This is a genomic window from Bacillus sp. 7894-2 (assembly GCF_002272225.1).
In the GTDB taxonomy this organism is placed as follows: Bacteria; Bacillota; Bacilli; order Bacillales; family Cytobacillaceae; genus Cytobacillus.
In genome coordinates, this window is record NZ_NPDG01000002.1 from 1 (window position 1) to 15,655 (window position 15,655).

13 protein-coding genes are annotated in these 15,655 nt (G+C 43.0%); all 13 read left to right on the forward strand.

Translation table 11 applies throughout. The features are described from left to right. Positions 1–221 precede the first annotated feature (221 nt). Positions 222–2,900, forward strand: coding sequence for a calcium-translocating P-type ATPase, SERCA-type (locus CHI10_RS00240; protein ID WP_095242305.1), 2,679 nt, complete (start codon positions 222–224; stop codon positions 2,898–2,900). Between the two features lie 177 nt (positions 2,901–3,077). Further along, positions 3,078–3,950 (forward strand): YicC/YloC family endoribonuclease, encoded by an 873-nt coding sequence (locus CHI10_RS00245; RefSeq protein ID WP_095242306.1) that lies wholly within the window; start codon positions 3,078–3,080, stop codon positions 3,948–3,950. A gap of 60 nt (positions 3,951–4,010) precedes the next feature. Continuing rightward, the gene (remA, locus tag CHI10_RS00250; protein ID WP_026585597.1) at positions 4,011–4,274 is read left to right on the forward strand and encodes an extracellular matrix/biofilm regulator RemA; all 264 of its coding nucleotides are present in this window, start codon (positions 4,011–4,013) and stop codon (positions 4,272–4,274) included. A gap of 10 nt (positions 4,275–4,284) precedes the next feature. Beyond that, entirely contained in the window at positions 4,285–4,899 is a 615-nt protein-coding gene (gene gmk / locus CHI10_RS00255) for a guanylate kinase (RefSeq protein ID WP_048007923.1), read from the forward strand. Positions 4,900–4,901: 2 nt separating this feature from the next. Next, positions 4,902–5,123, forward strand: a complete 222-nt coding sequence (gene rpoZ, locus CHI10_RS00260) for a DNA-directed RNA polymerase subunit omega (protein WP_095242307.1) — start codon at positions 4,902–4,904, stop codon at positions 5,121–5,123. Between the two features lie 194 nt (positions 5,124–5,317). Beyond that, complete coding sequence (coaBC, locus tag CHI10_RS00265; RefSeq protein ID WP_095242308.1) at positions 5,318–6,526, forward strand: bifunctional phosphopantothenoylcysteine decarboxylase/phosphopantothenate--cysteine ligase CoaBC; 1,209 nt, start codon at positions 5,318–5,320, stop codon at positions 6,524–6,526. Further along, positions 6,523–8,937, forward strand: coding sequence for a primosomal protein N' (gene priA / locus CHI10_RS00270; RefSeq protein ID WP_095242309.1), 2,415 nt, complete (start codon positions 6,523–6,525; stop codon positions 8,935–8,937). The genes coaBC and priA overlap by 4 nt, the downstream gene beginning before the upstream one ends. 106 nt (positions 8,938–9,043) lie before the next feature. Next, a complete protein-coding gene (def, locus tag CHI10_RS00275; protein ID WP_035328871.1) occupies positions 9,044–9,529 on the forward strand; it encodes a peptide deformylase in 486 nt (161 codons plus the stop codon). Beyond that, positions 9,526–10,476, forward strand: coding sequence for a methionyl-tRNA formyltransferase (gene fmt / locus CHI10_RS00280; RefSeq protein ID WP_095242310.1), 951 nt, complete (start codon positions 9,526–9,528; stop codon positions 10,474–10,476). Before def ends, fmt begins: the two co-directional genes overlap by 4 nt. Next, a complete protein-coding gene (gene rsmB / locus CHI10_RS00285) occupies positions 10,473–11,828 on the forward strand; it encodes a 16S rRNA (cytosine(967)-C(5))-methyltransferase RsmB (RefSeq protein WP_095242311.1) in 1,356 nt (451 codons plus the stop codon). Before fmt ends, rsmB begins: the two co-directional genes overlap by 4 nt. After that, positions 11,829–12,911, forward strand: coding sequence for a dual-specificity RNA methyltransferase RlmN (gene rlmN / locus CHI10_RS00290; protein ID WP_095242312.1), 1,083 nt, complete (start codon positions 11,829–11,831; stop codon positions 12,909–12,911). Between the two features lie 4 nt (positions 12,912–12,915). Next, positions 12,916–13,680 (forward strand): Stp1/IreP family PP2C-type Ser/Thr phosphatase, encoded by a 765-nt coding sequence (locus CHI10_RS00295; protein WP_095242313.1) that lies wholly within the window; start codon positions 12,916–12,918, stop codon positions 13,678–13,680. Continuing rightward, a complete protein-coding gene (gene pknB / locus CHI10_RS00300) occupies positions 13,673–15,655 on the forward strand; it encodes a Stk1 family PASTA domain-containing Ser/Thr kinase (RefSeq protein ID WP_095242321.1) in 1,983 nt (660 codons plus the stop codon). The genes CHI10_RS00295 and pknB overlap by 8 nt, the downstream gene beginning before the upstream one ends.

A 15,655-nucleotide genomic window follows, 5' to 3' on the forward strand; every position in this document is an offset into this window, starting at 1 on the left:
TTATTAATAATAGCATTTTTTTGGACAGGGCTGAATATGCTTTCTTTAGAGTGAGATTGGACAACTCTGCCTTGTTTTAGCAGAAGAGGATAGTCTGCCATCTGGCGGATTCCCTTAAAGTCTGGCTGTGAGTGCTTACGGGATTTTTCTCGATGATATTACCCTGCACCCAGGCACTCATGGCTTTTCTCAAACCACAAAGGAGGAAGTGTGATGTCCGGATGAAGTTCCATGAAATGAATGAAAGGGAGGTTGAGCAGGCCTTAAATACAGACATTAAGGCAGGCTTAACAGAGGATGATGTAAAAAAACGCCACAAACAATATGGCTTTAATGAATTGAAAGAGGGAGAAAAGCAGTCTGCTTTACTCTTATTTTTTAGTCAATTTAAAGATTTCATGGTTCTTGTTTTATTAGCTGCCACCTTGATTTCGGGGCTGCTTCGTGAATATATTGATGCAATTGCTATTATTGCAATTGTAATCATAAATGGATTTCTGGGCTTCTTTCAGGAAAGGAAAGCGGAAAAGTCGCTGAGTGCACTTAAAGAGTTATCCGCTCCCCAAGTAATTGCACTTCGGGATGGAGGGTGGAGGAAAATTCCTTCCAAAGAAGTGGCAGTCGGGGATCTGCTTAAATTTTCTACGGGCGACAGAGTGGGTGCAGATGTAAGAATAGTAGAATCCAATAGCCTTGAGATTGAGGAGTCTGCTTTAACGGGAGAGTCGCTGCCTGTTCAAAAGAGGACCGGATCCCTGAAAACGCCTAACCTCGCTATTGGCGATATGGAAAATATGGCTTTTATGGGTACAATGGTGACCCGCGGCAATGGATTGGGTGTGGTTGTCGGAACAGGGATGAATACCGCTATGGGACAAATTGCTGATCTTCTGCAAAATGCCGAAACCATGACCACACCGCTCCAGCGGAGATTGGAACAGCTCGGCAAAATCCTCATTACCGCAGCGATTTTCCTTACAGTTCTCGTTGTTGCGGCAGGTGTGATGCAGGGACAGGAATTATATACAATGTTCCTTGCTGGTGTCTCATTGGCTGTTGCGGCAATTCCAGAAGGGCTGCCTGCCATTGTCACGGTGGCGCTCTCGCTTGGAGTTCAAAGAATGATCAGGAAAAAGGCAATCGTACGGAAACTTCCTGCAGTTGAAACTCTTGGCTGTGCATCTGTTATTTGTTCAGACAAAACCGGAACCATGACCCAAAACAAAATGACCGTCACCCATCTCTGGAGCGGAGGAAAAGAATGGAGAGTTGATGGAGTCGGGTATGAACCGCAAGGGCAGTTTTATCGAAATGAGAGCCAAATTGAACCGAAAAGTGATAAATCGCTCCAGCAGATGCTGATGTTTGGCATGTTATGCAATCATGCGGAAATACAGCAGAAAAATAATGAGTTTGTGATTGACGGTGACCCAACTGAAGGTGCTCTCCTTGTAGCAGCCATGAAAGCCGGTTATAACAGGAGCAGTCTCCTGAATCAATTTCAGATTATTAATGAGTTTCCGTTTGACTCTGCCAGAAAAATGATGAGTGTTGTGGTAAAGGATCATAATGGAAGACAATTTATTGTTACCAAAGGTGCTCCCGATGTCTTAGTCGGGAAAAGCGAATCGGTTCTTTGGGAGGGAAGGCGGCAGATTCTTTCGAGGGAGCTTTCTGGTGAAATTCAGGCAGCCATTGAAGATTTGGCTTCACAAGCATTAAGAACCATCGCGATTGGCTATAAAGAAATCCCGTCTAAGAATGTCATTCTTGATGAAAAAGAGGCGGAGAAGGGATTAACTTTTATTGGGCTGCAGGGGATGATTGATCCGCCAAGGCCGGAGGTTAAAGAAGCAGTCAAGGAATGCAGGGAAGCAGGAATTAAAACGATCATGATCACAGGAGATCATGTGATTACAGCACAGGCTATTGCCAAACAGTTAAGCATTTTAACAGAAGGTTCCAAAGTACTTCAGGGAAAAGACCTTGCGGAGATGTCTGTAGAAGACCTCGAAGATGTGGTTGAGGATGTCGCAGTATTTGCCAGAGTATCTCCCGAGCATAAATTGAAAATCGTCAAGGCTCTCCAGAATAGAGGTCATATCGTTGCCATGACAGGTGATGGAGTCAATGATGCTCCGGCCATTAAAGCAGCAGATATTGGCATTTCAATGGGCATTACAGGCACAGATGTTGCTAAAGAGGCATCTGCACTTGTATTGCTTGATGATAATTTTGCTACCATAAAAGCCGCGATAAAAGAAGGAAGAAATATATACGAAAATATCCGCAAGTTCATCAGGTATTTGCTTGCATCAAATGTTGGCGAGATTCTGGTAATGCTGTTTGCTATGCTTCTGGCCCTTCCGCTGCCATTAGTGCCAATTCAGATTCTCTGGGTGAACCTCGTAACGGATGGGCTTCCTGCAATGGCTCTGGGCCTTGATCAGCCTGAGGAGAATGTGATGAAGCGGAAACCAAGGAGTCCTAAGGAAGGTGTCTTTTCAAGAGGGCTTGGCTGGAAAGTGGTTTCAAGGGGATTCTTAATTGGCCTTGTGACATTACTGGCGTTTATTTTTGCCTACCGGGCAAATCCGGATCATCTTGCATACGCACAGACAGTAGCGTTTGCCACATTGGTTATGGCTCAGCTGATCCATGTATTTGATTGCCGCAGTGAAAAATCAGTGTTCTCAAGAAATCCATTAGGCAATAAATATTTAGTCTGGGCAGTCATCTCTTCCCTTGTTTTAGTGCTGATTGTCATATACTATCCGCCGCTTCAGCCAATTTTCCACACTGTCCCTATTGAATTGCGCGACTGGTTTATGATCACAGGACTCTCAGCCATTCCAACATTTTTACTGGCAGGCACATTTTTGGCAAGAAAAACAAAATAAAATATGTTATAATCCTTTAGGTAGTAGAGAAGAACTCTATTACCTTTCTTTTTTGCGCAAACATATAAATCTCCATCACTACTTGATTTTTATACATAAACTGCACAGGCACCATGCCGCTAACTGAAAGTAAGTGCTTTTTATAAGCTGTGCTTTTCCCAAAAGGAAGTGTGAGAAATGGCAGTAAGCATGACTGGTTATGGCAGAAGCAAGAAAGATTCCGGGCAAGGCTCCATTACGGTTGAAATCAAAACTGTAAATCATCGTTTTTCCGAATTTCAAATAAGAATGCCCAGACAGCTGATGCATATTGAAGACAAAATAAAGAAAAAGCTTAATAGGCATATCAAAAGAGGAAGAATCGAGGTTTTTATCACCGTTGACGGTGATGTCCTGGCCAGCAGGAAAGTAAATGTTGACTGGGAACTATTAGATGAATATTATCAATACATAACTGCAATTCAAGCAAAGTATCAAATTCAAACGGAACTATCCATCGGTGATGTCATTCGCGAAGAATTGATTGACATTGAAGAGAAAGAGTCCGGCAATGAGGAAATGAGCCAGCTGGTCCTTTCTGCAGCTGAAGAGGCATGCCTGCAGTTAATGCAAATGAGGAAAGCAGAGGGTGATGAGCTGGAAAGAGATCTTCGCAGCCATCTTAGTCTTTTAAGCAATAGTGTCAGCAAACTGAGAGAGTATGCACCAAAGGTTGCACAGCTTTACCAGGAAAGATTGCATAAGCGTATGAAGGAATTTCTTGATGACCAGGTGGATGAACCGAGAATTTTGACAGAGGTAGCAATATTCGCTGATAAAGCGGATATCAGTGAAGAACTGATAAGGCTGCAAAGCCATATAAGCCAGTTTGAGCATACACTTCAGCTTACAGATCCCGCAGGCAGAAAGCTCGACTTTATTCTGCAGGAAATGAACCGGGAGGCCAATACGATCGGCTCTAAGGCAAATAGTGCAGATATAGCTGCCGAAGTGGTAGAAATAAAGAGTTTATTGGAAAAAATGAAGGAACAGGTTCAAAATATTGAATAGCAGTTGTTTAGATTCCGGCTCTGGGGGTCAAACTAAATAACTGATGATTGGAGGACCCAAATGTCAATTAAGCTGATCAATATCGGTTTTGGCAATATTGTATCTGCCAACCGGATTATATCAATAGTCAGTCCCGAATCTGCCCCTATAAAACGGATTATTCAGGACGCACGGGACCGGGGCTCTTTAATAGATGCTACATATGGCAGGCGCACTCGTGCAGTTATCGTTATGGACAGTGACCATGTCATTTTGTCTGCGGTCCAGCCGGAAACCGTCGCACACCGATTAAATGACCGTGATGAAATTATTGAGGAAGGGTAGGATTTTATAAATGAAAGAAAAAGGGTTATTGATCGTTCTATCCGGACCCTCAGGTGTAGGAAAAGGAACAGTAAGAAAAGAGATATTTGCTCAGTCTGATACTGCGTTTGAATATTCTATTTCTATGACAACGAGATCTCCGAGAGAGGGAGAAGTCAATGGAGTTGATTATTTTTTCAAGACGCGTGAGGAGTTTGAAGAGCTCATCAGGCAGGATAAGCTGCTTGAATATGCAGAGTTTGTCGGGAACTACTACGGCACACCGGTTGATTATGTAAGAGAAACACTCGACCGCGGCAAAGATGTTTTCCTTGAAATTGAAGTTCAGGGTGCCCGCCAGGTACGCGAGAAATTTCCGGACGGCCTGTTCATCTTCCTGGTTCCTCCTAGTCTGTCAGAGCTTAAGAACCGCATTGTGACGAGAGGGACAGAGACAGAAGATATCATCAACAATCGCATGAATGCAGCGAGAGAAGAGATTGAAATGATGAATCTATATGATTATGTTGTAGAGAATGATCAAATCGATCTGGCCTGTGAAAGAATAAAATCCATAGTGGTAGCTGAACACTGCCGCAGGGAACGTGTAGAACCTAAATATAAAAAAATGCTGGAGGTAGAATAAATATGCTTTATCCTTCTATTGATTCCCTAATGACAAAGATTGACTCCAAATATTCACTTGTTTCAGTTGCTGCCAAGCGTGCACGCAAGCTTCAGCTTAATGCCAAACCGCAGCTTGAAAGATACAAATCACATAAAAATGTGGGCAAAGCACTTGAGGAAATACATGCAGACCAGCTTCATTACCGCCTGGGCGAAAAAACGGCCAATGAATCATACGAGTGAAATCGCTGAATAACAACCTTTCAAAAGGTTGTTATTTTTGTTTGAGGTTTTATTAGATGAAAATTCACTGCTCTTCTTGCATAATAAAACTATCATGAAAGCAATTTGCCATTAATGGCCAGGCTTTATATAGAAATAGATAGCCAGGCCTTTTTATAGAGAAGAATTATTTTTGAGATTGGTGGGGTCATATAATGCTGACTGGAAAGAAGATTTTATTATGTGTAACCGGAGGAATTGCTGTTTATAAAGCTGCAGCCTTAACAAGCAAACTGACACAGGCAGGAGCGCAGGTGAAAGTGATCCTAAGTGAATCGGCTGTTAACTTTGTTGCACCATTAACTTTTCAGGCCCTTTCAAGACATGATGTTTACACAGACACTTTTGATGAAAAAGACTCGAAGGTAATTGCTCACATCGACCTGGCTGATTGGGCAGATTTAATTCTTGTTGCTCCCGCTACAGCAAATGTGATCGGGAAGCTTGCCAATGGAATTGCAGATAATATGATCACTACAACCCTTTTGGCTGCATCATCACCGATTTGGATTGCACCTGCAATGAATGTGCATATGTACAGCCATCCCGCTGTTCAAAAAAACATTGAAACCTTATATGGTTTTGGCTGCAGATTCATAGAGCCTTCAGAAGGGTATCTTGCATGCGGTTATGTTGGAAAAGGAAGGCTTGAAGAGCCTGAGAAAATTACAGAAACGATCAGTGAATTTTTCAAGCCTTCCAGATTGGAGCTTACTGGCCGAAAAGTGGTCATAACTGCGGGCCCAACGAGGGAGAAAATTGATCCTGTCCGTTATATAACGAATCATTCTACAGGGAAAATGGGCTATGCAATAGCGGAAGCTGCCGTCTCTGCAGGTGCTGAAGTTATATTGATATCCGGCCCGGTTTCAATTAATGCGCCTGCAGGATTAAAACTGATAAAGGTGGAATCTGCTGAAGAAATGTATCAAGCGGCATTAAATGAATTTGTTAATGCCGATGTTGTCATCAAGACAGCTGCCGTCTCCGATTATCGCCCAAAGGTGGCTTCTGCGCAAAAAATGAAGAAACAGCCCGGCGATGAAGTATTGGAGCTTGAAAGAACAAAGGATATATTGTTCGAGCTGGGACAAAAAAAGGAGAAGCAAATCCTGATAGGGTTTGCGGCTGAAACTGAACAGGTCGAAGAGTATGCAAAGGGCAAGCTAATGAAGAAAAACGCCGATATGATCGTTGCCAATAATGTAACTGCTGAAGGTGCCGGCTTTGGAACTGACACTAATATTGTTACACTTTTTAAAAAGGATGGGTCGTCGGAAAAACTTCCGCTAATGTCTAAAAAAGATGTGGCTGTAAAAATTCTTGAAGAAGCCTCGAAGCTTCTAAAGGATGAGCATGAATGAACATAGCCAGTGTAATTGTCGATGTTCCTGCCAAACAGACTGACCGGGCGTTTGACTATAAAATACCATCTCATCTGAAAGGTGTCATTTTCCCCGGCATGAGGGTGGTTGTTCCATTTGGGCCGAGGAAAATACAGGGGTTTGTTACAGGATTAAAAGAAGAGTCGGATTTTCAGCAGTTAAAATCCATTTTAGAGCCGATGGATCTAAATCCAGTTCTTAATCAGGAGCTTTTGAATCTTGGTGATTGGCTGACAGAAAAAACATTATGCTACAAAATTTCAGCTTTTCAGGCAATGCTGCCTGCAGCATTGAAGGCAAAATATGAAAAGAAGCTTGTCATGGCGGAAAATGCAGATCGTAAGCTGCTCCCTGAAAAAGTATGCGCACTCTTTCATAATGCTGATGAAATCACCTGGGATGATGCTGTAAAGGGCGGTGCTTTGCCGCTTCTTCAGAAGGAAGCATCCAATGGAAATATCGATATTATTTACCAGGTAAAAGAACGGGTGAAAAAGAAAAAAGTCAAGCAGGTGTTTGCGGCCGCCCCCCCTGAAAAGCTTGCTGATTACCTTCAAAACCTTCCAGGCAATGCAACTAAGCAAAAGGAAGTGCTGGAGTATTTTCTCCGGGAGGAAGGACCGGTCGATCAGAAAGAGTTATTTTCCTTGCTTGGAATCACTTCTTCTACATTAAAAGGGCTTTTGCAAAAAGGGCTGCTTGGCCAGAAGGACGTGGAAATTTACCGCAATCCTTTTGGAGACCGTGAATTCGAAAGAACGGAACCGCTCGCTTTGACTGATGGACAAAAAAATGCCATTATCCCCATCCTTGATTCTATTGAAGATAACAGGCATGAAACCTTTTTGCTCTATGGAGTTACAGGGAGCGGGAAAACGGAGGTTTATCTGCAATCCATCCAGCGGGTGCTTGAGGATGACAAAGAAGCCATTGTCCTTGTTCCTGAGATTTCTTTAACTCCGCAGATGGTCAAACGCTTTAAAGGAAGGTTTGGCGATCAGGTTGCGGTTATGCACAGCGGCCTTTCAGCAGGAGAAAAGTATGATGAATGGAGAAAGGTTCAGCGGAAGGAAGTCAAGGTTGTTGTCGGAGCCCGTTCGGCGATTTTTGCCCCATTTGAAAACCTCGGAATTATTATAATTGATGAAGAGCACGAAACCAGCTATAAGCAGGAAGAAAACCCAAGATACCATGCAAGGGACGTTGCCATCAAAAGAGCGGAAAATCATAAATGTCCTGTGGTGCTCGGCAGTGCAACTCCCTCATTGGAATCTTTCGCACGGGCACAAAAAGGAGTTTACCATATCCTCACTCTCAAAAACCGAATGAACAATCAGGCTCTCCCTGCCGTTGATATCATTGATATGCGGGAAGAGCTGCGAGAAGGAAACCGGTCTATGTTCTCAAGGAAGCTCCTTGAAAAAATAAAAGACCGTCTTGAGAAAAAAGAACAAATCGTATTATTTTTAAATAAAAGAGGGCACTCTTCATTTGTTATGTGCAGGGACTGCGGATATGTTATTAATTGTCCGCATTGTGATATTTCTTTGACGTATCATCGTTATAACCAGCAGATGAAATGCCATTATTGCGGATATGAGGCATCGGTTCCAAATGCATGCCCGGAATGTGAAAGTGAGCATATACGCTATTTTGGGATCGGTACGCAGAAAGTGGAAGAGGAATTGGCAAAGATTCTGCCGGAAGCGAAGGTAATAAGGATGGATGTCGACACCACCAGCAGGAAGGGTGCACATGAAAAGCTCCTCGATCAATTCCAGGAAGGACATGCAGATATTCTTCTTGGGACCCAGATGATTGCTAAAGGCCTTGATTTCCCCAATATTACTTTAGTGGGAGTACTCTCGGCAGACACCATGCTGCACTTGCCTGATTTCCGCTCGTCTGAAAAAACCTTTCAGCTGCTGACACAGGTAAGCGGGCGAGCTGGGAGGCATGAATTAGAGGGTGAGGTAATCATTCAGACCTACACACCTGAACATTATAGTATTGAGCTGGCGGGGGAGCAGGATTACGATAAATTTTACGACAGAGAAATGATGGTCCGTAAAATTCATAGATATCCTCCTTTCTTCTATATCTCCCTTGTCACAGTCAGTCACGAAGAATTAATGAAGGCTGTTTCTGTAACCGAGAAGATCACGCAGTACATTCAGTCAAAATTATCTGCAGAGAGCATTGTTCTTGGTCCGGTTGCCTCCCCGATACCTCGTATCAATAATAGATATCGGTATCAATGTCTGATAAAATACAAGCGGGAGCCGGAACTTGGCCAGACGCTGAAAAAAATTCTGGATAATTACCAGCAGGAAATTTCTTCAGGGGGCTTAACTGTCTCAATTGACCTGAATCCATATATTTTAATGTAGTTTCTAAAAGAGTCAGCTTTAGAAGGAGTGCATTAAGGCGCTTCTGCTTTTCTGGTTATGAATAAACCCAAATTGGTTGAAAATAGATAAAAATGGAGGAAACGTTTTGGCGGTAAAAAAAATTGTTACTTATCCGGCTGAAATTCTGGAGGCAGAATGCGAACCAGTTAAAGTCTTTGATAAGAAGCTTGGCAAATTGTTAAATGATATGTATGATACGATGCTGGAATTCGATGGTGTCGGGCTTGCTGCTCCGCAAATTGGGCAAAAGCTGCAAATTGCCATTGTTGATATAGATGATGAGTTTGGAACAATTGAAATGATCAATCCGGAAATTCTTGAAACGGATGGGGAGCAGACAGGCCCTGAGGGATGCTTGAGTTTTCCGGGGTTATATGGAGAAGTTACAAGGCCTGAATATGTCAAAATAAAGGCACAGGACCGCAAAGGGAAATTTTTTACTCTGGAGGCTGAGGATTTCCTGGCAAGAGCGATCCTCCATGAAATTGATCATTTACATGGGGTGCTATTTACCTCAAAAGTAACAAGATACTTGAATGAAGAAGAGTTGGAAGGATTGGAAGCTGAATGACAAAAATCGTTTTTATGGGCACACCCGATTTTTCAGTGCCGGTACTAAAGCAAATAATAGACGATGGATATGAAGTGATCGGAGTGGTTACCCAGCCTGACAGGCCGGTTGGAAGGAAAAAGGTCCTTACTCCCCCTCCTGTAAAAGTCGAAGCTGAAAAACAGGGCATCCCTGTGATTCAGCCTGAAAAAATCCGCCAGCCGGATGAATTGGAGAAAGTTCTTGCTCTTAAGCCAGACCTTGTTGTCACAGCAGCGTTTGGGCAAATTTTGCCTAAGGCGCTTCTGGATGCGCCTAAGTATGGCTGTATAAATGTTCATGCATCATTGCTTCCGGAATTGCGCGGCGGTGCACCCATTCATTACTCCATTCTGCAGGGAAAAGAAAAAACAGGCATCACCATTATGTATATGGCTGAAAAGCTGGATGCAGGCGATATATTAACACAAGTTGAGGTGCCGATTACTGAAACAGATACAGTAGGCACTCTTCACGATAAACTTAGCGAGGCAGGATCCAAGCTTTTGTCTGAAACCCTGCCGAAACTGCTGAATGACGAACTGAATCCCATTAAGCAAAATGAAGAAGAAGCCACTTTTGCCTATAACATTAAAAGAGAACAGGAAAAAATCGACTGGAGCAAAACCGGAGAAGAAATCTATAACCACATTAGAGGGTTAAACCCATGGCCGGTTGCTTATACAACATTTGACGGCAAAGTGGTTAAAATATGGAATTCAGAGAAAGTTAAACATGCTAAAAGCGAAGAACCGGGAACCATCATCAGGCTTGAGGAAGACGGAATCGTTGTGGCCTCAGGGAATGATACATTGGTTAAAATAACTGAACTGCAGCCTTCAGGAAAGAAAAAGATGCCGGCAGAACAATTTTTAAGAGGTGCAGGTTCCAATCTGACTGCCGGCGGCCGTCTGGGAGACATCGAATGAAAAAACTACAGACGAAAAATGTTAGAGAAACGGCAATGGAGCTTCTTGAGGCGATTGAAAAAAATCAGTCCTACAGCAATCTTTTACTTAATAACGCCATAAAAAAGAATGAAATTGACCAGAAGGACATTGGGCTGCTTACCGAACTGACATATGGTACCCTTCAGCGCCGGATGACACTCGATTTTTACCTGCAGCCCTTTTTGGCAGGCAATAAAAAAATCGAAAGCTGGGTAAATCAGCTCTTGAGGCTGACACTGTATCAGATGGTTTATCTTGATAAAATCCCTGACCGGGCAGCAATTTATGAGGCAGTAGAAATAGCAAAACGGAGAGGGCATAAAGGAATTTCCGGCATGGTCAACGGTGTGCTGAGAAACATTCAGAGGAAGGGCCTACCAGATCCCGAACAAATTGAGGACAGGGTGAAGCGCCTCTCCATTGAGACAAGCCATCCCGAATGGCTTGTAAAAAGATGGGCCGATCAGCTGGGTTTTGAAGAAACAAAGAAAATGTGCGAAATAAACTTAACTGCCCCGCTGCAGACAGCAAGGGTAAATGAGGTAAAGGCTTCAAGGGAGGAGTGCCTGTCACTTCTTCAGGAAGAGGGATTTGATGTGGAGCCAAGTCCGTTTATTCCAGTTGCCATTAAATGTTTGAGGGGCAATCTGGCTAATTCCCGTGTATTTAAAGACGGACTCATTACTATTCAGGATGAAAGCTCCATGCTTGCTGCTTATGCCCTTGGAGGAAATCCCGATGAGAAGATACTGGATGCCTGTGCAGCTCCGGGAGGAAAAACGACACATATAGCAGAAAAACTGCAAAATACCGGTCAGGTCATTTCACTGGACCTTCACGAGCATAAAGTTAGGCTGATAAATGATAATGCCGATAGACTGGGATTAACAAATATTAAGACAACTGCCCTTGACAGCAGGAAAGTCCAGGAGCATTATGAAAAAGAATCTTTTGACCGCATTTTAGTGGATGCCCCGTGTTCAGGCCTTGGAGTTATGAGAAGAAAGCCTGATATGAAATACACCAAAAAAGAAGAAGATTTATATCACCTCCATAAGATTCAGAGGAATCTATTGGATGCCGTTTCACCTTTACTGAAAAAAGGTGGTATTCTTGTTTATAGTACATGTACAGTGGACAAAGAAGAAAATCAGCATGTTGTTCACGCTTTTTTAAAGGACAATGCGGAATTTGAGGGAGATCTATCTGTTCAGGAGCGGATGCCTGATGCAATTGCTTCATTAATAGATGGCTTTGAACTGCAGGTTTTGCCGCAGGATATTGGTTCGGACGGGTTTTATATTTCCTGTCTGAGAAAGAAGGTGCAATAAATGGAACAAAAAGCAGCAGAGAAAATTACAGCAGAACAAAAACCATCCATTTATACTTTACAGCTTCATGAGCTGAAGGAATGGCTAAAAGAAAATAATGAGAAAGCCTTCAGGGCTGAGCAAATATTTGATTGGCTTTACACAAAGAGGGTCACATCATTTGAGGATATGACGAATCTGTCAAAAGGGCTGCGGGATATGCTATCAGCAGATTTTTCACTGACAACCCTTAAAACGATCATCCAGCAGGAGTCTGCTGATGGAACAATAAAATTCTTATTTGAACTTCATGATGGCTATTCAATTGAAACTGTACTGATGAGACATGACTATGGGAATTCAGTATGTGTAACCACTCAGGTGGGCTGCCGGATCGGATGTACATTCTGTGCCTCCACATTAGGCGGATTAAAACGTAATCTTGAAGCAGGAGAAATCGTTGCTCAGGTCGTAAAAGTACAACAGGCACTTGATGAAACAGATGAACGGGTCAGCTCAGTTGTCATTATGGGTATCGGTGAACCTTTTGATAATTATGACAGCATGCTCTCATTCCTTAAAATTATCAACCATGATAAAGGGCTGAATATCGGCGCACGCCATATAACTGTATCGACAAGCGGAATCATCCCGAAAATTTATAAATTTGCAGATGAAAATATGCAGATTAATTTCGCGATTTCCCTACATGCCCCAAACACCGAAATCAGGAGCCGCCTGATGCCTATAAATAGAGCTTATAAGCTGCCGGACCTTATGGATTCAATCAGGTATTATATAAATAAGACAGGCAGACGTGTAAGCTTCGAATATGGCTTATTCGGAGGGGTAAATGATCAGGTTGAACATGCTGAAGAGCTGGCAGAGTTAATAAAAAATGTTAAGTGCCATGTTAACCTGATTCCAGTAAACTATGTGCCGGAACGGGATTATGTAAGAACACCCAAGGATCAGATTTTTGCTTTTGAAAAGACACTGAAGAATCACGGCATTAATGTAACCATTCGCAGGGAGCACGGTCACGATATAGATGCAGCATGCGGACAACTTCGTGCAAAGGAGCGAAAAGAGGAGACGAGGTGACAGTATGAAAGCTGTTTTCAGGACAGATAGAGGCAAAGTCAGGCAGCATAATGAAGATAATGGCGGCATCTATGTGAACAGCAGCGGTCAGCGCCTTGCCATCGTAGCAGATGGCATGGGCGGCCACCGTGCTGGCGATGTGGCAAGCGAAATGACTTTAACAAGTTTAAAAGGATTCTGGGATCAGACAGATGACTTTCAGACTGCCGATGAAGCTGAAGGATGGCTGCAGAAGCATATTGCAGAGGTTAATACCATCCTTTATGAACATTCAAAAGTGAATGAACAATGCGAAGGTATGGGGACTACTGTTGTTGCTGCCATATGTACCGATCGTTTTGCGACTATTGCGAATATAGGTGACAGCAGATGTTATATTTTAAATGAATCAGGTTTTCAGCAGCTGACGGAAGACCATTCCCTGGTGAATGAACTTGTAAGGTCAGGGCAGATTACAAAGGAAGATGCCGAGCATCATCCAAGAAAAAATGTGCTGCTGAGAGCATTGGGAACGGAAGCAGCTGTTGAGATGGATATTAAAACTATTACATTTGAAGAAGGCGACTTATTATTATTATGCTCTGACGGATTGTCCAACAAGGTATCTGTGGCAGAAATGAGCGAAATCCTCAGTAGTGGAGGTACACTGGAAGAAAAAGCTTCAGTGCTGATTGATAAGGCCAATGATAATGGCGGCGAAGATAATATTACGCTCGTGATTGCTGAGTATTATGAAAGCAATGAGAGCGGGATGATAAATGATGATTAAGGGAAGAAGATTAAGCGGCCGCTATAGAATTATTGATATGATCGGCGGAGGAGGCATGGCGAATGTCTACCTGGCCCATGATATGATTCTTGATCGTGATGTAGCCGTGAAAGTGCTTCGGATGGACTTCGCCGAAGATGAAGAATTTATCCGCCGTTTTCATCGTGAAGCCCAGTCTGCAACCAGCTTAGCCCACCCGAATATCGTCAATATTTATGATGTTGGCGAGGAGGACTCAATCTATTATATTGTGATGGAATATGTAGATGGACAAACGTTAAAGCAATACATACAGCAAAACAGCCCTGTTCGCATAGATGATGCCCTGGAAATTTTAAAACAGCTGACCTCAGCCATATCTCATGCACATCAAAACCATATCATACACCGGGATATTAAACCGCATAATATTTTGATAGACAGGCATGGTAATGTTAAGATTACTGATTTTGGAATTGCCATGGCACTAAGCGCTACCAGCATTACCCAGACAAATTCAGTGCTGGGCTCTGTTCATTATCTTTCTCCCGAACAGGCCAGAGGGGGAATGGCCAACAGAAAGTCTGATATCTATTCCCTTGGCATTGTTATGTTTGAGCTTTTGACAGGAAGGCTTCCTTTCTCGGGTGAATCTGCGGTATCAATAGCACTCAAGCATCTGCAATCGGAGACGCCTTCCCTGAAGAGATGGAACCCATCCATACCGCAAAGTGTTGAAAATATCGTTTTAAAAGCGACAGCAAAAGATCCTTTTCACAGGTATGATACCGTTGAAGAAATGGAAGAAGATATCAGAACAGCTCTTGAGCCCGAAAGACTGGATGAAAAAAAGTTCATAGTGCCGATTGACGATGATGCTACAAAAGCTATTCCTGTTATTACAGATGACCGCCCATATCAAAATATGGACGAAACCCTTGTGCATGCAAAGGATCACAAGGGAGATACTCAGCCTGTGGCAAAGCCTCTCCCTGAAAAGAAGAAAGAAAAAAAGAAGAAAAAGAAATGGCCGTTCATCCTGGTATCAGTCTTTATATTTCTGATTGTGACAGGGATCCTGGCTATAACCGTTTTTCCTGATCTGATGGGGCCAAAGGATGTTCAGGTTCCGGATGTATCCGGAAAAGAGGTGGAAGATGCAGTAGCAGAGCTGATTGCCGCAGGGTTTACAGTTAGGGATACAAAGCCGATCAGCGATCCGGATGTTGAAGAAGGCCTGGTAGTTAAAACAGATCCGAAAGCAGGCAGGACTGTCAAAGAGGGAACCTCCATTGATATCTATGAAAGCTCCGGCAAAGAAAAATTTGAATTAGCAGATTACCAAGGCAGGCAATATGATGATGTTGTCCGCCTGCTTGAAAGCAAAAATTTTAAAACTATTGAGAAAAACGAAGAAACTAATGATAGTGAGCCGGCTGGGACCATCCTGGATCAAAACTTATCAGAAGGCGACCTTGTCGTTCCAGAGGATACGGAATTGATTTTCACTGTGAGCAAAGGACCGGCTCCAATAGCATTAAAAGATTTACGCGGCTATAACGAAAAGGGTCTGCAGGAGTACGAAGAATCCTCCGGTTTGAAAGTAGAATATAGGGAAGAAGAATACCATGAGGAAGTCCCTGAAGGCTTGGTCATCAAACAGGACCCGGCACCGGGCACAAATCTGACAAGGGGACAGAAGGTGACGGTGGTTCTTTCAAAAGGAAAAAAAGAACTCCTTCCTAAGACTGAAAATATTGAGATCAGCATTCCATATGAGCCCGCCGCAGAAGGTGAGCCGAATGAAGTTCAGATTATCATTAAGGATTTGAATAATACAGGTTCTGAACCAATGCATACAGAGCTGATCTATGAAGATGTGGTAATACCAATTGATCTGACAATCGCTCCTGGACAGAATGCTTCTTATAAGGTTCTGCGGGACGGCCAGGTTTTTGAGGAAAAGGAAATACCTTATCCGGATGAAGAATCATAA

Bases quoted from the DNA above. Each gene is read 5' to 3' on its own strand.
- CHI10_RS00240 (WP_095242305.1), top strand. From the start codon at position 222: ATGAAGTTCCATGAAATGAATGAAAGGGAGGTTGAGCAGGCCTTAAAT.
- CHI10_RS00245 (WP_095242306.1), top strand. From the start codon at position 3,078: ATGGCAGTAAGCATGACTGGTTATGGCAGAAGCAAGAAAGATTCCGGG.
- remA (WP_026585597.1), top strand. From the start codon at position 4,011: ATGTCAATTAAGCTGATCAATATCGGTTTTGGCAATATTGTATCTGCC.
- gmk (WP_048007923.1), top strand. From the start codon at position 4,285: ATGAAAGAAAAAGGGTTATTGATCGTTCTATCCGGACCCTCAGGTGTA.
- rpoZ (WP_095242307.1), top strand. From the start codon at position 4,902: ATGCTTTATCCTTCTATTGATTCCCTAATGACAAAGATTGACTCCAAA.
- coaBC (WP_095242308.1), top strand. From the start codon at position 5,318: ATGCTGACTGGAAAGAAGATTTTATTATGTGTAACCGGAGGAATTGCT.
- priA (WP_095242309.1), top strand. From the start codon at position 6,523: ATGAACATAGCCAGTGTAATTGTCGATGTTCCTGCCAAACAGACTGAC.
- fmt (WP_095242310.1), top strand. From the start codon at position 9,526: ATGACAAAAATCGTTTTTATGGGCACACCCGATTTTTCAGTGCCGGTA.
- rsmB (WP_095242311.1), top strand. From the start codon at position 10,473: ATGAAAAAACTACAGACGAAAAATGTTAGAGAAACGGCAATGGAGCTT.
- rlmN (WP_095242312.1), top strand. From the start codon at position 11,829: ATGGAACAAAAAGCAGCAGAGAAAATTACAGCAGAACAAAAACCATCC.
- CHI10_RS00295 (WP_095242313.1), top strand. From the start codon at position 12,916: ATGAAAGCTGTTTTCAGGACAGATAGAGGCAAAGTCAGGCAGCATAAT.
- pknB (WP_095242321.1), top strand. From the start codon at position 13,673: ATGATTAAGGGAAGAAGATTAAGCGGCCGCTATAGAATTATTGATATG.